We start from the raw sequence: 20,515 nt of genomic DNA, 5'->3' as shown, positions 1-20,515 counted from the left end.
ACCGGCGCTGCACGGTCACTTCTTCTTGGCGTCCTTGGGCGCGGCGGCGTCCGAGGACAGCGCGGCGATGAAGGCCTCCTGCGGCACGTCGACCCGGCCGATCGTCTTCATGCGCTTCTTGCCCTCCTTCTGCTTCTCGAGCAGCTTGCGCTTGCGCGTGATGTCGCCGCCGTAGCACTTGGCCAGGACGTCCTTGCGGATGGCGCGGATGGTCTCGCGCGCGATCACGCGGCTGCCGACGGCCGCCTGGATCGGCACCTCGAACTGCTGCCGCGGGATGAGGTCCTTGAGCTTGGCGGTCATCATGACGCCGTAGCCGTACGCCTTGTCCTTGTGCACGATCGCGCTGAACGCGTCGACCTGCTCGCCCTGCAGCAGGATGTCGACCTTGACCAGGTCCGCGACCTGCTCGCCGACGGGCTCGTAGTCGAGGCTCGCGTAGCCGCGCGTGCGGGACTTGAGCTGGTCGAAGAAGTCGAACACGATCTCGGCGAGCGGCAGCGTGTACCGCATCTCCACGCGCTCCTCGGACAGGTAGTCCATGCCCTGCAGGTCGCCGCGCTTCGCCTGGCAGAGCTCCATGATCGCGCCCACGAACTCGCTGGGCGCCAGGATCGTCGCCTTGACCACGGGCTCGCGCACCTCGCGGATCTTGCCGCCCGGGAACTCGCTCGGGTTGGTGACGTGCACCTCGGAGCGGTCCTCCATGACCACGTCGTAGACGACGTTCGGGGCCGTGGAGATGAGGTCCAGGTCGAACTCGCGCTCGAGCCGCTCGCGGATGATCTCGAGGTGCAGCAGGCCCAGGAAGCCGACGCGGAACCCGAAGCCGAGCGCGACCGACGTCTCGGGCTCGTAGTTGAGCGCCGCGTCGTTGAGCTTGAGCTTGTCGAGCGCGTCCCGCAGCGCCGGGTAGTCCGAGCCGTCGATCGGGTACAGGCCCGAGAACACCATCGGCTTGGGGTCGGAGTAGCCACCGAGCGCCTCGTCCGCGGGCTTCGCGGCGTTGGTCACGGTGTCGCCGACCTTGGACTGCCGCACGTCCTTCACGCCCGTGATGAGGTAGCCGACCTCGCCCACGCCCAGCCCCTTGGTCGGGACCGGCTCGGGGCTGATGACGCCGATCTCGAGCAGCTCGTGCGTCGCCTTGGTGGACATCATCGCGATCCGCTCGCGCGGGTTGAGGTTCCCGTCGACGACGCGCACGTACGTCACGACGCCGCGGTACGTGTCGTACACCGAGTCGAAGATCATCGCGCGGGCGGGTGCGTCGGCGTCGCCCACGGGTGCGGGGATGAGCTCGACGATCCGGTCGAGCAGCGCCTCGACGCCGACCCCGGTCTTGCCCGAGACCTTCATGACGTCCGCGGGGTCGCCGCCCACCAGGCCCGCGATCTCCTCGGCGTACTTCTCGGGCTGCGCGGCCGGCAGGTCGATCTTGTTGAGCACCGGGATGATCTGCAGGTCGTTCTCGAGGGCCAGGTACAGGTTGGCCAGCGTCTGTGCCTCGATGCCCTGCGCGGCGTCGACCAGCAGCACGGCCCCCTCGCACGCGGCGAGCGAGCGCGAGACCTCGTACGTGAAGTCGACGTGCCCGGGCGTGTCGATCATGTTGAGCGCATACGGCTGCAGCGTGCCGTCCGCGTCGGCCACGGCCCAGGGCATCCGGACGGCCTGCGACTTGATGGTGATGCCGCGCTCGCGCTCGATGTCCATCCGGTCGAGGTACTGCGCGCGCATGGCACGCGCGTCCACGACGCCCGTGAGCTGGAGCATGCGGTCGGCCAGCGTCGACTTGCCGTGGTCGATGTGCGCGATGATGCAGAAGTTGCGCAGGAGCTCGGGCGCGGTGGCGGCAGGGTGGATACGCGCTGCGCCTGCGGCACTCGGGATCGGGGACACGCGGTGGGTGCTCCGGTTCTGGCGGGGATCTGAGGGCGTCGGTGCCGGGCTGACAGGAACTGCCCGGCGTGTGGCCGGTCCGGCCCTCGTCGGGCCGGGCGCACGGCCCCACCATGGTCCCATGACGCAGCCCCAGCCCGTCGCGCTCGACCACCTCGACCTGCTGACCCGCGTGCAGGGCGAGTTCCTGGCCACGATCGCCCACGTGGACCCCCGGACCCGCATCCCGTGGTGCGGCCGCTGGCGCGTGCGGGACCTGGTGGTCCACCTGGGCCGCATCCACCACTGGGCCGCAGGCCAGGCCGCGCGCCGCCAGGAGACGCCGCTCGGACGCGGCCCGTTCGTGCTCGACGAGTTCTACGCGACGCATGCGGCCGAGCTGCGCGAGACGCTCGCCCGGCTCGGGGACGCACCCGCCTGGACGCTCGTCGGGGACCGGCCGGCGTCGTGGTGGCGGCGGCGCCAGCTGCACGAGACGCTCGTCCACCTGTGGGACCTGCGCGCGTCGTCAGGCCTCGACGTGGACGTCGAGCCGGACGCCTGGGCGGACACGGTCGACGAGGTGGTCACCGTCATGCAGCCCCGTCAGGAGGCGATGGGCCGCATGGCCCCGCTGCCGGCACCCGTCCGCCTGGTCGCGACCGACACCGGTCGCTCGTGGCTCCTCGGCGCGGCCCCCGTTGCAGCCGCGGGTGCGGCGCCGGGAACCCCCTCCGCCGTGCAGGTGAGCGGCACGGCCATGCAGCTCGCACTCCTGGTCTGGCGCCGCCTCGGCCCGGACGCGGTCGCGGTGGACGGGCCACGCGCGGCGCTGGACCACGCGCTCGCCCAGTCGCTCACGCCATGACGTCGTTCGCGCGACGCGCGGCCACGGCCGCGCCGCTCAGACCACCTCGGGCCCCTCGGGGCCGCCCGTGCCGCGCTGCCACAGGGCCGCCCACGGGCTGATGCGGAGCGGGGTACCCGCGGCCTCCATCCGCGACCGCGCGTCGGTCAGGGCGCGGGCGACCCGCTTGGCCGCACCCAGCTCCCGCGCGCCGGCCACGCACGTCACCGACACGCGCGCACGCCCCGGCTCCGCGACCAGGACGCGGACCTGGATCTCGACCTTGGCCAGCACCGCCATCAGCGGCAGCTGCACCACCTCGGACAGCAGGTACCCGCCCCGGATCCCACGGGACGCGTCGAGACCGCCCGGCACGGACCGCGCCGCGAGCCCCGCCGAGCGTGCGCCGGCCGCCACCGCCTCCAGCAGCACGGGCACCTCGACGTCCGCCGCGACGACGCACTGGGGCTCGTCCGCCTGGCGGCTGGTCCAGCGTTCGACCTCGGGACCGCTCATCGACCACCGTCAGGCCGCAGCCGCCGCGCGGCGGCTGTGAGCGTCTCCTGCAGCGCGCCGACCTCGTCGCGCAGCCGCGTGAGCTCGTCGTCGGGGCCTGCCGTGGTGGAGGCCTGCAGCTGCGCGCGCGCAGCCTGGCGGATCGCCACCGCCTCCGGCGAGCCGTCCGCGCCACCCATGACGGCCTCCAGCGTCGTGAGACCCGCGTCGATGCGGACCTGCGCGCGCTGCCAGTGCGGCCCCAGCTCGCCGCGCCGGGCCGCCTCCTCACGCGCACCGGGCGACTCGCGCGCGCTGCGCTCGTCCGCCGCACGCACCACACGACCGAGCTCGTCGTCCAGGCTCCTCAGGCGCGCGAACGCCGCGGCCATCGCCTCACCCGCCGTCCCGGACGACGACCCGCCGGGCGCCGCACCCCCGCTCACGCGGAGGCCTGCCCCGCGCGTCGGAACACGCCCTCCGCGACGTCCTCGACGATCGACAGGCTCGCGACCGCCTGCGCCTGCGCCTGCGCGAACGACGCGATCGCGTCGAACAGCGTCTCGATGAGCGAGTAGACCAGCCGCACGATGCCGAAGATGGTCTCCACCTTCCAGTAGGCGGTCGCGAGCAGCACGCCCCAGCCGACACCGGGCACGGACAGCTCCGCGGCGATCTCGATGAGCATCTGCGACAGCTTGCGGATGCCGTAACCGATCCCGGCACACACTCCCTTGATGAGCAGACCCACGACGCCCATGGCGGAGGCGACCGAGTCGAAGAGCGGCGCGATGGCCATGAGCCGCTCGCTGATACCCGCCATCGCAAGCCGGAACGCGTCGCCCGCCGCGCCGGACCAGCCGGTCACGGTGGTCGACACGAGGTGCGCGTGGTTCACGGCGACGGCCTGCAGCGCCGCGCTCACGTTCGACCAGGCCTGCGCCGCCTTCTCCACGCCGCGCGGGTCGCCCGCGAACGGCTTGAAGATCAGCTCCTCGAGCATCGAGTACCCGACGAGCTCCTGGAACACCCAGTCGACGCTGCCGAGCAGCAGCCCCGCGCTCCACCTCAGGTCCTCCATGACGTTCGCGCTCGCCACGGGCGTCACCAGGTACGAGACCGGGTCGACCGCCTCCGTCACCGGTCCCCCGGCGCCACCCCACTGCCCCACGTCGCCGAGCAGGCCGCGGGCGCCGTCGATGAGGTCGGTCACCGACTCCTGCGTGGAGCCGATCGACTCCCACAGGTAGGAGTCGGTCGATCCCCAGGACTCCGGCGCCGAGGCGCCGGGCGGCCCGAGGGGCGAGTCGCCGACGGGCGGCGGCGCGCCGCCCCACCCCGCGTCGAGGTCCGCCCCGAGCCGTCGCAGGCGGTCGAACGCGGACTCGTCGGTGCGGACGTACGCCGTGAACGTCGCGCCCGCCGTGTAGGCCGTCGTGTCGCAGACGCGCGCGAGAGTGTCGGTGACGGTACGCCCCGTCAGCAGCGCGGCGTCCGCGAGCGGCTGCAGCGCGAGCAGCACCAGCCCGAGCGAGCCGTGCAGCGAACCGTGCGCCTCCAGGTGCGTGCTCATCGCCCGGCAGTGGCCGCCTTGGCGTTCCAGCACCTGACCTGCCCGGTCGATCGTCGTCAGGTCGGTCGTCAGCTCGCTCACGGTGCCCCTTCAGGTCTCGGCACCGGGAGACTCTCACGACTCCCGCGTGATGCGCACCTCCACGTCGAGCTCCTGCGAACCGGCCCCCGCGTAGACGCCCCGCAGCGGCGCCACGTCGTCGTAGGACCGCCCGCGGGCGAGCACCACGTGGTGCGCGCCGGCCGGCACGCGGTTCGTCGGGTCGTACGCGACCCAGTCCCCGACCCACCACTCGACCCACGCGTGCGACTCACCCGTGACCGTCTCGCCCACCTCCCCTCCGCGTGTGGGGTGCAGGTAGCCGGACACGTACCGGGCGGGGATCCCCAGCGCGCGCAGCGCGCCGAGCGCCAGGTGCGCGACGTCCTGGCACACCCCGGCACGCGCGGCCCACGCCTCGGTCGCGGGCGTGTGCACCGCCGTCACGCCCGGGATGTACTCGACGCGGTCGCGCACCGCCTCGCACACCGCGACCGCGGCCTCGGCCGGCCGCAGGCCCGCGGTCGCGGCCCGCGCGACCTCCACCAGCTCGGGCGGCGGCGTCGTCGTCGGCGTGTCCGCCAGGAACTCCGCCATCCGGTCGCGTACGTCGGGCGCGGCCAGGCCGTCCCAGTCGAGCACCTGGCGCGGCGGCGTCGGCTCGCCGACCTCCACGACGTGCTCGGCGCGGATCACCATCGACTCGTGCGGGACCAGGACCTCGAACGCCGTGACCGCGGTGCCCCAGTAGTCCCGGTACTCGTGCGACCAGGTCTGCGGCAGCACCACCAGGCGCGACGAGACGACCGTCTGACCCGCCTGCGACACGGGCGTCATGCGCGCCTCGTTGTAGGACGCCTGCACGGGCGCGGTGTAGCGGAACGTCGAGGTGTGCACCACGTGCAGCCGGCTCACAGGTTCTCCCCCACCCACGTGGTCGTCAGCGCGGACGGGAAGTAGCGGCCGCGCACCGCGTCGGATGCGGCCGCGCACGCGCGCTGCACCTGCTCCATCTCGGTGGGCAGCGCGTCGAGCACGTCGATCAGGGGCCGGTACTCCAGGTTGGTGCGGACCAGGCCGATGTGCCGTCGCGCGTCGTCGACGATCGCCCGGTCCGCGACCGGTTCGAGGGCCGACAGGCACGCGTCGGCCTGGTTGAGCGCGAACACGATCGACCGCGGGAACAGGCGGTCGAGCAGCAGGAAGCCCGCCGCCCGCTCGTCGGACGCGGTGCCCTTGTACGTGCGCAGGAACGCCTCGTGCGCACCGCACGAGCGCAGCAGCGTGGTCCAGCCCGGCCCGCCGGAGCCCGCGAGCGCGCGGGTCGTCAGCAGCCGGGCCGTCATGTCCGCCCGCTCGATCGAGCGGCCCAGCACCATGAAGGCCCACGTGTCGTCGCGCGAGATCGTCGCGTCGATGATGCCGCCGACCACGGCCGCGCGCTCCCGCACCCACGTGAAGTAGTCGTGCGGCCGCGCGGGCCGCAGGTGCGCCGGCAGCTGGTTCCACGTCGAGTTCAGGCACTCCCACAGCTCGGTGGAGATGACCTCACGCGCGCGCCGCGCGTTCTCCCGCGCCGCGACGAGCGAACCCGCGATCGACGACGGCGAGAACCGGTCGTACGCGAGCACGTCGAGCACCGCGCGCCGACCCACCGCGGTGTCGTCGGACGGCGCGGGCCGGTCCATGACCGACAGCAGCGAGCGGCACGCCAGGTCCTCCTCCGCCCACGGGTCCTCGAGCAGGATCTGGAGGTGGACGTCGAGCAGCCGCGCCGTGTCGTCGGCGCGCTCGACGTACCGTCCGATCCAGAACAGCGACTCGGCGATCCGGCTCAGCACGTCTCCTCCTGCACGTCCGGCCGCGCCCCGTCCGCGACGGTCCAGCCGACCTGCTGCTGCTGCATCACGTGCGCGCGGATGTCCTGCGGGTTCGCGTCGATCGGCACCGCATTGCTCACGGGCACCGGGTGCGCCTGCGGCACCGCGGTGGCGCGTCGCGGCGGTGCGTCCCCGAGCACCCACGTGTCCTTGGACCCGCCGCCCTGCGAGGAGTTCACGACGAGCCTGCCCTCGGGCAGCGCGACACGCGTCAGACCGCCGGGCAGGACCCACACATCCGTGCCGTCGTTGATCGCGAACGGCCGCAGGTCGGTGTGCCGCGGCCGCAGCCCGTCCTCGACGAGCGTCGGGATCGTCGAGAGCTGGACCACCGGCTGGGCGATCCAACCGCGCGGGTCGGCGATGAGCCGCGCCCGCAGCGCCGCGAGCTCGTCGCGCGACGCCGCAGGCCCCACCACCAGGCCCTTGCCGCCCGAGCCGTCCACGGGCTTGACGACGAGCTCGTCGAGCCGGTCGAGCACCTCCTCGAGCGCGCCGGGCTCCTCGAGGCGCCAGGTGTCCACGTTGGCCAGGACCGGCTCCTCGCCCAGGTAGTACCGGATGAGGTCGGGCACGTACGTGTAGACGAGCTTGTCGTCCGCGACGCCGTTGCCCACCGCGTTGGCGATCGTCACCGTGCCGTTGCGTGCGCACGTCATGAGGCCCGGCGACCCGAGCAGCGAGTCGGCGCGGAACGTGACGGGGTCCAGGAACTCGTCGTCCACGCGCCGGTAGATCACGTCGACCCGGCGCCGGCCCTGCGTGGTGCGCATCCACACGCGCCCGCCCGAGCAGAACAGGTCACGCCCCTCCACGAGCTCGACGCCCATGGTCCGGGCGAGCAGCGAGTGCTCGAAGTACGCGCTGTTGAACACGCCGGGCGTGAGCACCACGACCGTGGGGTCGTCGACGCCCGCGGGCGCGGCGGCCATGAGCGCGGCGAGCAGGCGGCGCGGGTAGTCGGCCACCGGCCGGATACGCAGCGCCGCGAACAGCTCCGGGAACGACTGCGCCATGGCGCGCCGGTTGGACAGCACGTAGCTGACGCCGCTCGGCACGCGGACGTTGTCCTCGAGAACGCGCCAGCCGTCGAGCGAGTCGCGCACCAGGTCGATGCCGGAGACGTGCACGCGCACGCCGTTGGGCGGCGCGATGCCGCGCACGGCCCGGTGGTAGTGCGTCGAGGAGACGATCACCGAACGCGGCAGCACGCCGTCCGCGACCGCGTTCTGCGGTCCGTACACGTCGGCCAGGAACGCCTCGAGCGCACGCACGCGCTGCGCGACGCCCGGGGCGACGTGCTCCCACTCGTCGCCCGCGATGACCCGCGGCACCACGTCGAGCGGGAAGGGCCGCTCCTCGCCCGCGAAGTCGAACGTCACGCCCTGCGTCAGGTAGGACCGCGCGAGCGCGTCGGCCCGGCCACGCAGCTCACCCGCGGACAGCTGCGCGAGCGCGGCGTGCACCTGGCGGTACGCGGCACGGGGTCCGGCGGACGGCTCGAGCATCTCGTCCCAGGCCACCCCCGCCGGGTAGTCGTCGAAGAGGTCCGCCATGAGCCGAACGTAGACCTGCCGTGTCACCGGCGCGTTACGTCGTGCGGTCGGGCCGCGGAGCCGGTCCGGTGCACCCGTCGGGACGCGTGCGGCGCGCGCTACGGTCGTCCCGTGACCTCGACGACGAGCCTCTGGTCGCTGCTGCGGCAGGTCCGCGACGCGGTGCGCCCGCCGCGCTCGGGCCGCCCACCGGCCGGTCGTGGCCGCACGCGCGGCACTCCCCCTGCCGGCGCCCCACCGCACGTCCCGTCGTCTCCGGGCGCGGGACGTGCCGTCCTGCCCGACCACGTGGGGCCGGTCGGGATCGGCTACGCACCCGAGGCGGACGGGGCCGCCGACCCCGGGGAGATCGTCTGGACCTGGGTCCCGTTCGAGGAGGACGCGAGCCGGGGCAAGGACCGGCCCGTGCTCGTGGTGGGCTGGGACGGTCCGGTCGCGCTCGGGCTCATGCTGACGAGCAAGGACCACACGCGGGACGCCGCACGCGAGGCGCGGTACGGCCGGGTCTGGCTCGACCTCGGCGCCGGCGACTGGGACGCCCAGGGGCGCGAGAGCGAGGTGCGGCTCGACCGCGTGCTGCGGCTGGACCCCACGACCGTGCGTCGCGAGGGCGCGGTGCTCGACCGGGCACGGTTCGACCTGGTCACGTCGGCGCTCATGCAGCTGCGCACGCCCTGACGCGCCGCGCGACCCGCCCGTGGGGCGCCCGCCCGCTTTGGGCCAGGGCATCCTCGTCGGGTAGCATCGCTCCTTGCGTGTCCGCCCAGGTCGGCGGGCACTCGCCCAGCTCCTCTCCGCGGGTGTCCCCACGCCCCAGTCCCGGAGCTGCGCGCGCCCTCTACGACCTGTCAGATCGCTTCGGCGCACACACCAGAGAGTCCACCAGTGGCGAACATCAAGTCCCAGATCAAGCGCATCAAGACCAACGAGAAGGCGCGTCTGCGCAACAAGTCGGTGAAGTCCGAGCTCAAGACGCACATCCGTCGCGTCCGCGAGGCCGTCGCCGGTGGCGACAAGGACGCGGCTGCGACCGCGCTGCGCACGGCGTCGAAGAAGCTCGACAAGGCCGTGAGCAAGGGCGTGATCCACGCGAACCAGGCCGCGAACAAGAAGTCGGCCCTGGCGAAGTCGGTCAACTCGCTCTGAGCCCCACGCTCGTCGGCTCGCCCCGCGCGAGCATCCTGAGGCGTCGCACCCGGTCGGGTGCGGCGCCTCAGTCGTCTCCCGTCCACCCGGGGGCGATCCGGACATCCCGGGCGGCGATTCCGCCTGTCATTCCACCCGCAGACCCGGCATGTCGGACCCTGCGTTGTGGTGTCATGTTCACGTGAACGACGAGCTCGATGACGGCGGTCTCCGCCACCTCGCCGCAGCGGTCGACGAGGCCATCCCGGCGACCCTGCGCACCCGCTGGGCCGAGCACGTCGCGGCCGGTCCCGTCCTGGTCGGCCGGCAGGGCATCTTCACCCCGTCCGGCCAGGTGGTCGCGTACGAGCTGTCCTACCGCTCGCACGACGCGGCGACCGCGGGCGCATCCGCCTGGAGCGCACGCCAGCACGAGCGCGCGACCGCCCACGTGCTGTCGGCGACGTTCGGCCGGGCCGACCTCGAACGCGTCGCGCAGGGCCGTCTGCTGTTCGTCCGGTGCACGCGCGCGTACCTGGTGGGCGACCTGCCCGTCCCCCGCCGCCCCGACCGCCTGGTGGTCGAGATCCCGGACACGGTCGAGGTCGACGGCGCCGTGCTCGCGGGCGTCCGGCGGCTGCGCGCGGAGGGCTACCGGATCGCGCTGCCGTCGTTCGTGAGCAGCGCCGGTCAGCGTCGGCTGCTGCCGCACGCGGACTACGTCAAGATCGACGTGCGCGACCTCGACCTGGAAGGTCAGCCGGTGGTCGCGCTCGCCCGGTCGTACGGCGCGAGCCCGATCGCGGAGTACGTGGAGACGCCCAGCGCCATGAACCACGCGCGCGAGCTCGGCTTCACGTTGTTCCAGGGCAACCTGCTCGAGCGGGCGGGCGTGCTGGACCGCGCGGACGCGCGCATCCTCGCCGACTGAGTCGGCCACGCCCGCGAACGCGTCGGGGTCACCCGGACGTGTGAACCCGATGGGCCGACCGGCGTCATGGCGGCGGCCCCACGCACTCTCTCCAGATGTGAACCACCCGACGCCGACGCCCCCGCACCCGTCACGGCCCCTCGTGGCGCGGCAACCGATCTGGACGGCGGCCGGCGCCCTGCACGGCTTCGAGCTGTTGTACCGCACGCACGCCGGTCAGCCGGCCGGGGTGGACCGCTGGGGCGAGGACCGCCAGGAGCGTGCCACGGCCTCGGTGCTGCAGCAGCTCAGCACCGTGCCGGTCGAGGGCACCCGCGCGTTCGTCAACGTCACGCGCGGCTTCCTCGTGCAGGACGTCCCGCTCCCGCCGCACCGCGACCGGCTGGTGCTCGAGGTGGTCGAGTCCGTGCCGGCCGATCCCCGTGCGCTCGCCGGGCTCGCGCGCCTGCACGCCGCCGGGTACCGCATCGCGATCGACGACTTCTCCGGGACCTCCGCACAGCTGGCGATGCTGCCGTACGCGGACTACGTGAAGATCGACTGCCGTGACCTGCTCCGGCACGGCATGGGACTGGTCGAGGTGGCGCGGCGCAGCGGTGCGCAGGTGGTCGCGGAGCGGATCAGCACGCAGGCGCTCGCGGACCGGTGCCGCGCGTGGGGTTTCGACCTCCTGCAGGGCAACGCGCTGGGCGCCGCGACCACCGTCGCGGCCTGAGCCGATCAGAGACCGGACGCCGCCGCGACGCGCAGCACCGCGCGCTCCACCGCGAACCGCGGGTCGCGGCTCTCGCCCTTGACCTCGGCGTCGGCCTGCGCCACGGCCGTGATCGCGGCCGCGAGCCCCTCGGGCGTCCACCGCCGGAGCTCGCGCTGGGCCTTGTCCACCTGCCACGGCGCGATGCCGAGCTCGCGCAGCGCCGCCTGCCCACGGCTGCGGACCGCGGCGACCTTGGCGAGCGTGCGCAGCTTGGCCGCGAGCGCCGCGACCACGGGTACGGGGTCCAGACCGGTGGCCAGCGCGTGCCGCAGCAGCGCGACCGCCTGACCCGCGTCACCCGCGATCGCGGCGTCGGCGACCCGGAAGCCCGACGCCTCGATGCGACCGCCGTAGTACCGCTCCACGACCTCGACGCCGATCATGCCGGTGGTGTCCGCGACCAGCTGCGCGCATGCGGACGCGAGCTCGCGCAGGTCGCTGCCCACCGCGTCGACCAGCGCGCGGACGGCTCCCGCATCGGCACGTCGGCCCGCCCGGCGCAGCTCGGCGGTGACGAACGCCGTCTTGTCCGAGTCCGACGTCACCGCCTCGCACGCGATCTCGGGCACGCCCGCCGCGCGCAGGGCCTCGAGGGCCTTCTTGCCGCGCACACCGCCGCCGTGCCGCAGCACGAGGACGACTCCGGGGGCCGGCGCCGCCAGGTACTCCAGGACGTCCGCGAACAGCTCGTCGGGACCGGACTCGAAGCCGCCGACGACCACGACCTTGTCCTCGGCGAACAGCGACGGGCTCGTGGTCACGCCGAGCACGCCCGCGGCGTACTGCGCACCCTCGAGCCGGGTGACCTCCACGTCCGGGTCCGCCGCGCGCGCGAGCGCGACGACGCGGTCCGTCGCCCGGTCCGCGAGCAGACCCTCCGGTCCGCGCACCAGCACCACGGGCGCCGGAGCGGCCTCCTCCCAGGTCAGACCCGGTGCGGCGGTGCGGCGCGCACCCGAGCGCGCTCCGGAGGATCGAGTGGCGGCTGGCACGGGTCAAGCGTGCCATGCGCCTCGGACACCGCGTGCCCGTGCGATCACCTCTCGCGCACCGCGTCACCGGCCCGGTGGAGCAGCAGCCGCGCGGTCGCGAGTCCCGCGAGCGTGAGGGTGAGCACGCCGAGCGGGCCCCCGAGCCACGGCAGCGCCGCACCCGGCAGGCCCGCGGCCGTGCGCGCGACCGCACCGATCCACCAGCACGCGGCACCCGCGAGCGCCGCAGGCACCGTCGCGCCCTGCGGCCACCACGGGGCGATGACCGCCGCGGCGAGGCCGAGCAGCGTGGCCGGCGCGACCGCGGGGGCTGCCGCGAGGTTGGCCACCACGCCCCAGCCCGCAACCCCGCCACCTGCGACGAGCACCAGCGGTCCGCACGCCAGCTGCGCCGCGACGGGTGCCGCGAGGGCCGTGGCCGCCGGCCGGCCGAGGCGAGGCGCCCATCTGCGCGTGAGTGCCGCGCCCAGCAGCACGAGACCCGCCGTCGCGGCCACCGACAGCGCGAAGCCCAGCTCGGCCGCGAGCCACGGGTCCAGCACCAGCAGCACGACCACGGCGGTCGAGAGCGCCGCGGGTGCGCGCGCGGGCCGGCCGAGCGCGAGCCCGAGCACGCCGACGGCGCCCATCACCGCCGCGCGCACGACGCTCGGTTGCGGATGCACCACCACGAGCATCGCGACGGCGGCGACCGCGGTCGCCGTGGCCGCTGCGCGCGGGGGTGCGCGCAGCAGCGCACCGAGCGCCAGGACGAGCGCGCCGACCAGCGCGAAGTGCGCGCCCGACACGGCCGTGAGGTGCGTCAGCCCCGACGTGCGCAGCGCACCCCGCAAGTCGTCGCCGACACGTGACGTGTCGCCGACCGTGACGCCGGGCAGCAGCGCCCCCGCATCACCGGGCAGCGCCCTCGCGAGCCCGCGCACGCCCTGCCGCACCCGTTCAGCCGCGCGGTCCCACGCGCGCGGCCCCTGCACGACGACCGTCTCGGCGGCGAGCAGGACGGCGACCTCGCGCGCGCCGCGCTCGGCGGGTCGCAGCCGCCCCGTCACCGTCACCGTGGAGCCGAACACGGGCCCCTCGAGCACGTCCGCGCCCGCGCCCCGCGCGTCGGCCGCACCCGGCCGGTCGGTGGTCGCCAGGACGACGACGTCGCCGACGGCCCGCCCGGCCCGGCCCGGCGCTCCGGCACCGGGCGGCTCCCGGACGCGCTGCGCAGCCAGCGCCCACCGCATGCGCGGCGGCGCGCCCGGCCATGCGGGTGCCACCAGCTGGGGCGGTGCCACGACGCGCCCCGTGACCTCGGCCGCCGCACCCGTGGCCACGAGCCGTGGGAGGAGGCCGCTCGACCGGCCCTGGACCTGCGCGGCGGTCGGGAGCGCCACGAGCGCGCCGACGAGGAGCGCGAGCGCCCACGCCGTCGCGCCCGCCTCGCCCGCCCACGCCGTCCAGCGGCGACGGACGACCGCGGCCGTCACGGTGCCCGCCACCACGACCGCCGCGCCTGCGACCAGGAGCGACACGTCCGCCGCGACGCGGACCGCGAGCAGCGCCGCGGCCCAGGCGCCCAGCGCGGCCGGCGCGAGCCGCAGGTCGATCGTGCGGGTGCCGGCCGCCCGGGGTGCGCGCGCGTCAGACACGGACCAGGTCACGGAGGTCCTCGAGGAGCGCCTGGCCGATCCCGGGCACGTCCACCAGGTCGTCCACCGACGCGAACGGCCCGGCCGCCCGGTGCTCGACGATGCGTGCCGCGAGCACGGGGCCGATGCCGGGCAGCGTGTCGAGCGTGGCCTCGTCGGCCGTGTTGAGGTCGACGAGGCTGCCCCCGTCCGCTCCCCCGCCCGCGTCCGGGGGCGCGGCCACGACGGGGTCACCGGGCCGCGGCACGACGACCTGCTCGCCGTCCACGAGCACGCGCGCGAGGTTGAGCCGGGCGACGTCGGCGTCGGTGAGCGCGCCGCCGGCAGCGTCGAGGGCGTCCACCACGCGCGAGCCCGGCGGCAGCCGCACAACGCCCGGGCGCGCGACGGCGCCGACCACGTCGACCACGAGCTCGGCCGGAGCCGGCGCCCCGGTCGGTTCCCCGGGCGGTCCGTCGCCCGCTCCGGGAGACGCGGACGCCCACGGCGCCGGGACCGGCAGCGGCGTCGCGACGCCCGGACGGGTCGCGGCCGCGCGCAGCGCCACCGCTCCCGCGACGAGCGCGACCGCGAGCGCGACGACCAGGACGCCCCGGGGGGTGATCCGGATCCGCAGCCGGTGCGGCACTGGTTCGGGACCCGGCAGCACGCCGTGCGCATCGGCGTAGCGCTGCGCCGCGCCCGCGAGCGCCCCGGCCGTGAGGCCCGGCGCCGCCGCGGCCGGCGCGCCCGGACCGTGCCGGGACGTGTCGGTGGTGGTCAGGCGGGCCAGTCGCTCACGGACCGCGCGGGGTGCGTCGCGCTCGGTCAGGGTCACGACCGGCACGGTAGGTGCGCGCCCCCGGCCGGCCCGCCCGGCACCCGACGCATTGCGGACGGGCCACGGCCACCGCGGGCCTGGGGTCGGGCGGCGCACCGAGGCGCGCCGGCGCCTTTGCGCAGTGGCGCGTCAGGCCTCGGCGACGACGATCGCGAGCAGGCCGGGACCGACGTGCGCGGCGACCACGGCGCTCGTCTCGGCGGCGACGGACTCGACCACGCCCGGCCACGTCCGCACGCGCGCGAGCAGCTCCGCGGCCAGGTCGACCTGGCCCAGGTGGTGCACCGTGACCCGGGTCCTCGCCAGGCCTGCGGCATGCGTGCGCGCGGCCTGCTCGAGCCGCTCGCGGGCCGCGCGCCGGGTCCGGACCTTCTCGGCCACCACGACGCGCCCGTCGCCGAGCGTGAGCAGCGGGCGCAGTCCCAGGACCGTGCCGAGCGCGGCCGCGGGTGCCGACAGCCGTCCTCCGCGGCGCAGGTGGTCGAGCGAGTCCACCAGGAACCAGGCGCGCGTGCCGCGGGCGCTCGCCCCCGCGTGCGCGGCGACCGCGGCACCGTCCGGCAGCGGCGCCACGGGCTCGGGCGATGCGAGCAGGCGGCCGATGCGACGCCCGAAGCCCAGCGGCTGGGGCTCGGGCGCGACAGGAGGTCCCTCGAGCAGCGCGGGGACGGTGACGTCACGCGCGAAGCGGGCCGCCTCGAGCACGGTCCAGCCGAGCGCCATGACGGTGGTGCGGGCGTCGACGACGTGCACGGGCACCGGCGCCTCCCGCGCGGCCAGCCGCGCCGCCTGCACCGTCCCCGACAGCTCGCCGGACAGGTGGATCGAGACGACCTCGCGCGCCCCCGCCTCGGCGGCGGCCGCATAGGCGGCCGCGAAGGCCGCGGGCGGCGGCTGCGACGTCGAGACACGCGCGCCCGACTGCAGCGCCGCGAGCAGCCCGGCGGACGTCAGGTCCACGCCCTCGACGTGGCGCTGCGCGCCGACGAGCACGTCGAGCGGCACCACACCGACGCCCCACCGGCGCGCCACGTCGGGCGGGAGCGAGGCGGTGGAGTCCGTGACGACCGCGACCGACGCGGGCGCGTCGGCGGGCCGGCCCCGACGCCCGATCAGGCCGGCACCACGTTGACGAGCCGGGGCGCCCGCACGATCACGGTGCGCACGCCGCGTCCGTCGAGCGCGCGCTGCACGCCCGCGTCGGCCAGCGCGAGCTCGCGCAGCGCGTCGTCGGACGAGTCCACCGCGACCTCCGCCCGGCCACGGACCTTGCCCGCGACCTGGAAGACGCACGTGACGGTCTCCTCGACCAGGAACGCCGGATCGGCCACCGGGTAGGGCTCGTACGCGAGCGAGCGCTCGTGGCCGAGGCGCGCCCAGATCTCCTCCGCCACGTGCGGCGCGATCGGCGCGGTCATGAGCACGAGCGCCTCCACCGCGGCGCGCGGTGCGGCAGGCAGGGTCGTGAGGTGGTTGTTCAGCACGATGAGCTTGGCGATCGCGGTGTTGATCCGCATGGCCGCCATGTCCTCGGTGACGTCCGCGATGGTCCGGTGCAGCACGCGCGACGTCTCGTCGGACGGCGCGTCCTCGCTCACGACGAGCGTGCCGTCCGCCTCGGAGACGACGTTGCGCCACAGGCGCTGCAGGAAGCGCTGCGACCCGACGACGGCGCGCGTCTCCCACGGCCGCGACAGGTCCAGCGGGCCCATCGACATCTCGTAGACGCGCAGCGTGTCCGCGCCGTACTCGGCGTACATCTCGTCGGGCGTCACCATGTTCTTGAGCGACTTGCCCATCTTCCCGTACTCACGGTTGACGGGTTCGCCCTGCCACGTGAAGCCCGTGGGGGACGCCTCGTCCTCGACCACCTCGTCGGCGGGGACGTGCACGCCGCGTGCGTCGGTGTAGGCGTACGCCTGGATGTAGCCCTGGTTGAACAGCTGGTGGAACGGCTCGCCGCCGCTCACGTGGCCCAGGTCGAACAGCACCTTGTGCCAGAACCGCGCGTACAGCAGGTGCAGCACGGCGTGCTCGACGCCACCGACGTACAGGTCGACGCCGCCCACGGTGTCGGCCGGGTCACCGTTGTGGCCCGGGCCCATCCAGAACCGCTCGAGCTCGGGGTCGACGAGCACCTCGTCGGACGTCGGGTCCAGGTAGCGCAGGTAGTACCAGCACGACCCGGCCCAGTTGGGCATCGTGTTGGTGTCCCGGCGGTACTGCCGCGGGCCGTCGCCCAGGTCCAGCGTCACCGTGACCCACTCGTCGTTGCGGCCGAGCGGGGGCTCGGGCGACGACGCGGAGTCCTCGGGGTCGAACGTGCGCGGCGCGTAGTCGGGCACGTCGGGCAGCGCGACCGGCAGCAGCTCGGCGGGCAGCGCGATCGGCAGGTCGTGCTCGTCGTAGACCACCGGGAACGGCTCGCCCCAGTAGCGCTGCCGGCTGAACAGCCAGTCGCGCAGGCGGTAGGTGATGGTGCCCTCGCCGATGCCCGCGGCCGTGAGCCACGCGATCATGCGCTCCTTGGCCTCGGCCACGCCCAGGCCGTCGAGCGACAGCTCGTCGTTCGAGGAGTTGATGACCACGCCGTCGCCCGTGCGCGCGGCGTCGGTCACGTCGCCCGCGGTCGTGTAGACCACCGGCAGCTCGTAGGCCTGCGCGAACGCGAAGTCGCGCTCGTCGCCGCCCGGGACCGCCATGATCGCGCCCGTGCCGTACCCCATGAGCACGTAGTCGGCGGTGAACACGGGCAGCGGCTGCCCGTTGACCGGGTTGATCGCCAGGTGCCCGGTGAACACGCCCGTCTTGCGGCCCGCGTCGGCCTGCCGCTCGACCGCGGTCTTGGCCGCGGCCTCCGCCCGGTAGGCCGCGACCGCCTCGGCCGGCGAGGCGTGCCCACCGGTCCAGGCCGCGTGCGTGCCGTCGGGCCAGCTCGGCGGCACCTCGTCGAGCAGCGGGTGCTCGGGTGCCACGACCATGAACGTCGCGCCGAACAGCGTGTCCGGACGCGTGGTGAACACCTCGACCTGGCTGCCGCCCTCGACCGCGAACCGGACGCGCGCGCCCGACGAGCGGCCGATCCAGTTGCGCTGCATCGACTTGACCTTCTCGGGCCAGTCGATGTGGTCCAGGTCGTCGGCCAGGCGGTCCGCGTACGCCGTGATCCGCATGTTCCACTGGCGCAGGCTGCGCTGGAACACCGGGAAGTTGCCGCGCTCCGAGCGGCCGTCCGACGTGACCTCCTCGTTGGCCAGCACCGTGCCCAGCCCCGGGCACCAGTTCACGGGGGTCTCGGAGACGTACGCGAGCCGGTGCGCGTCCAGCACGCGGCGGCGCGCCACGGCGTCCAGGTCCTGCCACGCGACACCCGCGGGGACGTCCGCGACCGCCGGGACCGGCCGCGTGCCCGCGGCCAGCTCCGCCTCGAGCTCGGTGATCGGGCGGGCCTTGCCGCGTCCGCCGTCCGCGCGCTCGGCGTCCTCGTCGTACCACGCGCCGAAGATCTGGAGGAAGATCCACTGCGTCCAGCGCACGTAGTCGGGGTCGATGGTCGCGAACGAGCGGCGCGGGTCGTGGGCCAGGCCCAGGCGACGCAGCTGCCGCTGCATGATCGCGATGTTCGCCTCGGTGGTGACGCGCGGGTGCTGACCCGTCTGCACCGCGTACTGCTCGGCGGGCAGGCCGAACGCGTCGAAGCCGAGCGCGTGCAGCACGTTGTCGCCCTGCATGCGCCGGAACCGCGCGACCACGTCGGTCGCGATGTACCCCAGCGGGTGGCCGATGTGCAGGCCCGCACCCGAGGGGTACGGGAACATGTCCATGACGAAGAACGACCGGCGCGACGGGTCGGCGTGGCGGCCGTCGCCGTCGGTCAGCGACCCCGTGGGGTTGGCGGCGTGGAACGTGCCGCGCTCCTGCCACTCGTCCTGCCAGCGGAGCTCGATCTCGCGCGCGAGGTCGGCGGTGTACCGGAACGGGACGTCGTCGCCCCGGTCGGCGGTCGGCTGGGAGGCGGTCGCTGGGGTCGAGGTCACCCGGTGAGTTTACCGAGCCGACAGGCCGCGCCCGAGCGGTGTCGCACCGTCCGGGCGCAGCGGTCCGCACGCACCCTCGGCGCGCGACGGTGCCGCGCCCTACGATCGCGACATGACGGACAGCGACGTCCCCAGCAGCCCCGCCCCGGTCGACGACGCGACGCTCGCCGCACTGCGTGCGGCGGCCGCGCAGAGCGCCGCGGAGGCCGCCGAGGCGCGGGCCGCGGCCGCGCAGGCCGCGCTCGCCGCGGCCGAGGCGGCCGCCGGTCGGCAGGCGCCCGCCGCCGCGCAGCCCGCCGCCGACGCACCGCCGGCCGCTGCCGATCCGGCCGCCGCACCGGCCGCCCCACCGGCACCCGGCCCCGGCCCCGGCCCCGACGACGCGCCGCTCGACGAGCACGCCGGGCAGGTGCGCGCGGGGTACACGTTCGCCGGCGCGGTGCTGCCGCTCGGAGCGCTCGTGCAGGACGGCGCCGCGGTGCCCGCGGTCCAGGTCGGGCTCCCGCTCGCGATGCTCAACCGGCACGGCCTGGTCGCAGGAGCCACGGGCACGGGCAAGACCAAGACGTTGCAGGTCATGACCGAGGGGTTGTCCGCCGCGGGCGTCCCGGTGTTCGTCGCGGACGTCAAGGGCGACCTGACGGGCCTGAGCGTGGCCGGGACCGCCTCGCCCAAGCTGACCGACCGCACCTCGAGCATCGGCCAGGCCTGGACCGCGACGGCGTCGCCCGTCGAGCTGTTCACGCTCGGCGGCATCGGCACCGGCGTGCCGATCCGGACCACCGTGACGGACTTCGGGCCGCTCCTGCTGGCCAAGGTGCTGGGCCTGAACGCGACGCAGGAGTCCAGCCTGGGCCTGATCATGCACTGGGCGGACGGGCAGGGCCTCGCCCTGCTGGACCTCAAGGACCTGCAGTCGACCATCGCGTACCTGGTGAGCGACGAGGGCAAGGCCGAGCTCAAGGGCATCGGTGGCCTCTCGGCGGCGACCGCGGGCGTGATCCTGCGCGAGATCGTCGCGCTGCAGGCGCAGGGCGCGGACGCGTTCTTCGGCGAGCCCGCGTTCGACGTGGCCGAGCTGCTGCGGCTCGCACCGGACGGCCGCGGGCTGGTGAGCGCGCTCGAGCTGCCGGGCGTGCAGGACCGGCCGGCGCTGTTCTCCACGTTCCTCATGTGGCTGCTCGCCGAGCTGTTCCAGGTGCTGCCCGAGGTCGGCGACCCGGACAAGCCGCGTCTGGTGTTCTTCTTCGACGAGGCGCACCTGCTGTTCCGCGACGCGTCGAAGGACTTCCTGGCGCAGGTCACGCAGACGGTGCGCCTCATCCGCTCGAAGGGTGTCGGCGTGTTCTTCGTGACGCAGAGCCCCAAGGACGTGCCTGCGGACGTGCTCGCGCAGCTGGGCTCGCGCGTGCAGCACGCGCTGCGCGCCTACACGCCCGACGACGCGACGGCGCTGCGGGCGGCCGCCCGCACGTTCCCGACCTCGCCGTACGACCTCGAGGAGCTGCTCACGACGCTCGGCACGGGTGAGGCGGTCGTGACGGTGCTGGGCGAGAAGGGCGTCCCGACGCCCGTGGCGTGGACACGCCTGCGCGCACCCCAGTCGTCGATGGAGCCGGCACCCGCCCCGACGCTCACGGCGGCCGTCGCGGCGAGCTCGCTGACGGCCCGCTACAGCGCAGCGGTGGACCGCGAGTCGGCGTACGAGATGCTCACCGCCCGCGCCGCGCAGGCCGAGGCGGACCGGGCCGCGGCGCATGACGCGGCCGAGCGCGCCGAGGAGGCCGAGCGCGTCGCCCGCACGCGCGAGAAGGAGGCCCGGTCCGCGGCGGCGAAGACGTCGCGGCGCACCAGCGGCGCGTTCGACTCGATCCTGCGGTCGGTCGGCACGCAGCTCGGCCGGGAGATCACGCGCTCGGTGTTCGGCACGCGGCGCCGGTGACCG

At 74.8% G+C, this 20,515-nt stretch carries 18 protein-coding genes; 6 read left to right on the top strand and 12 right to left on the bottom strand.

Going from position 1 to position 20,515, the window contains the following annotated elements; all coding sequences use genetic code 11:
• Positions 1-15: 15 nt before the first annotated feature.
• Positions 16-1,902, bottom strand: coding sequence for a translation elongation factor 4 (gene lepA / locus CELGI_RS06230; RefSeq protein WP_013883265.1), 1,887 nt, complete (start codon positions 1,900-1,902; stop codon positions 16-18).
• Positions 1,903-2,023: 121 nt separating this feature from the next.
• Between lepA and CELGI_RS06225 the strand changes: the two genes are divergently transcribed.
• Complete coding sequence (locus tag CELGI_RS06225) at positions 2,024-2,749, top strand: maleylpyruvate isomerase family mycothiol-dependent enzyme (protein WP_013883264.1); 726 nt, start codon at positions 2,024-2,026, stop codon at positions 2,747-2,749.
• A gap of 36 nt (positions 2,750-2,785) precedes the next feature.
• Here the strand turns inward: CELGI_RS06225 and CELGI_RS06220 are convergent, their stop codons facing one another.
• The 6 genes from CELGI_RS06220 to CELGI_RS06195 are packed head-to-tail and all read right to left on the bottom strand — an operon-like array spanning position 2,786 to position 8,271.
• On the bottom strand, positions 2,786-3,244 hold the full coding sequence (locus CELGI_RS06220) for a hypothetical protein (RefSeq protein ID WP_013883263.1): 459 nt from the start codon (positions 3,242-3,244) through the stop codon (positions 2,786-2,788).
• Positions 3,241-3,669, bottom strand: coding sequence for a hypothetical protein (locus CELGI_RS06215; RefSeq protein WP_013883262.1), 429 nt, complete (start codon positions 3,667-3,669; stop codon positions 3,241-3,243). Before CELGI_RS06215 ends, CELGI_RS06220 begins: the two co-directional genes overlap by 4 nt.
• Positions 3,666-4,877: a WXG100 family type VII secretion target gene (locus CELGI_RS06210; protein WP_013883261.1), complete on the bottom strand. Its 1,212-nt coding sequence runs from the start codon at positions 4,875-4,877 to the stop codon at positions 3,666-3,668. Before CELGI_RS06210 ends, CELGI_RS06215 begins: the two co-directional genes overlap by 4 nt.
• Positions 4,878-4,910: 33 nt before the next feature.
• Complete coding sequence (locus CELGI_RS06205; protein ID WP_013883260.1) at positions 4,911-5,750, bottom strand: transglutaminase family protein; 840 nt, start codon at positions 5,748-5,750, stop codon at positions 4,911-4,913.
• Positions 5,747-6,676: an alpha-E domain-containing protein gene (locus CELGI_RS06200; protein ID WP_013883259.1), complete on the bottom strand. Its 930-nt coding sequence runs from the start codon at positions 6,674-6,676 to the stop codon at positions 5,747-5,749. The genes CELGI_RS06205 and CELGI_RS06200 overlap by 4 nt, the downstream gene beginning before the upstream one ends.
• A complete protein-coding gene (locus CELGI_RS06195) occupies positions 6,670-8,271 on the bottom strand; it encodes a circularly permuted type 2 ATP-grasp protein (protein ID WP_013883258.1) in 1,602 nt (533 codons plus the stop codon). The genes CELGI_RS06200 and CELGI_RS06195 overlap by 7 nt, the downstream gene beginning before the upstream one ends.
• Positions 8,272-8,382: 111 nt before the next feature.
• Between CELGI_RS06195 and CELGI_RS06190 the strand changes: the two genes are divergently transcribed.
• From CELGI_RS06190 to CELGI_RS06175, 4 genes are all read left to right on the top strand, one after another.
• Positions 8,383-8,949: a type II toxin-antitoxin system PemK/MazF family toxin gene (locus CELGI_RS06190; RefSeq protein ID WP_245528182.1), complete on the top strand. Its 567-nt coding sequence runs from the start codon at positions 8,383-8,385 to the stop codon at positions 8,947-8,949.
• Between the two features lie 207 nt (positions 8,950-9,156).
• Positions 9,157-9,417, top strand: a complete 261-nt coding sequence (rpsT, locus tag CELGI_RS06185) for a 30S ribosomal protein S20 (RefSeq protein ID WP_013883256.1) — start codon at positions 9,157-9,159, stop codon at positions 9,415-9,417.
• Positions 9,418-9,598: 181 nt separating this feature from the next.
• Positions 9,599-10,327, top strand: coding sequence for an EAL and HDOD domain-containing protein (locus CELGI_RS06180; protein WP_041574124.1), 729 nt, complete (start codon positions 9,599-9,601; stop codon positions 10,325-10,327).
• Between the two features lie 142 nt (positions 10,328-10,469).
• Complete coding sequence (locus CELGI_RS06175) at positions 10,470-11,042, top strand: EAL domain-containing protein (protein ID WP_245528181.1); 573 nt, start codon at positions 10,470-10,472, stop codon at positions 11,040-11,042.
• Between the two features lie 5 nt (positions 11,043-11,047).
• Here the strand turns inward: CELGI_RS06175 and holA are convergent, their stop codons facing one another.
• The 5 genes from holA to leuS form a co-directional block, all read right to left on the bottom strand.
• Positions 11,048-12,076 carry a DNA polymerase III subunit delta gene (gene holA / locus CELGI_RS06170; protein WP_081465341.1) on the bottom strand — a complete coding sequence of 343 codons (1,029 nt, stop codon included), beginning with the start codon at positions 12,074-12,076 and terminating at the stop codon, positions 11,048-11,050.
• A gap of 44 nt (positions 12,077-12,120) precedes the next feature.
• On the bottom strand, positions 12,121-13,725 hold the full coding sequence (locus CELGI_RS06165) for a ComEC/Rec2 family competence protein (protein WP_013883252.1): 1,605 nt from the start codon (positions 13,723-13,725) through the stop codon (positions 12,121-12,123).
• The gene (locus CELGI_RS06160; RefSeq protein ID WP_049785529.1) at positions 13,706-14,530 is read right to left on the bottom strand and encodes a ComEA family DNA-binding protein; all 825 of its coding nucleotides are present in this window, start codon (positions 14,528-14,530) and stop codon (positions 13,706-13,708) included. Before CELGI_RS06160 ends, CELGI_RS06165 begins: the two co-directional genes overlap by 20 nt.
• A 132-nt stretch (positions 14,531-14,662) precedes the next feature.
• Positions 14,663-15,646, bottom strand: coding sequence for a DegV family protein (locus CELGI_RS06155; RefSeq protein WP_081465420.1), 984 nt, complete (start codon positions 15,644-15,646; stop codon positions 14,663-14,665).
• Positions 15,646-18,570: a leucine--tRNA ligase gene (gene leuS / locus CELGI_RS06150; RefSeq protein WP_013883249.1), complete on the bottom strand. Its 2,925-nt coding sequence runs from the start codon at positions 18,568-18,570 to the stop codon at positions 15,646-15,648. Before leuS ends, CELGI_RS06155 begins: the two co-directional genes overlap by 1 nt.
• Before the next feature lie 112 nt (positions 18,571-18,682).
• Here leuS and CELGI_RS06145 point away from each other — a divergent pair, with 112 nt between their 5' ends.
• A complete protein-coding gene (locus CELGI_RS06145; protein ID WP_013883248.1) occupies positions 18,683-20,512 on the top strand; it encodes a helicase HerA-like domain-containing protein in 1,830 nt (609 codons plus the stop codon).
• The last annotated feature ends 3 nt before the right edge of the window (positions 20,513-20,515 follow it).

It is taken from the genome of Cellulomonas gilvus ATCC 13127 (assembly GCF_000218545.1).
Taxonomy (GTDB): Bacteria; Actinomycetota; Actinomycetes; order Actinomycetales; family Cellulomonadaceae; genus Cellulomonas; species Cellulomonas gilvus.
This window is presented reverse-complemented; position numbering and strand designations above follow the sequence as displayed.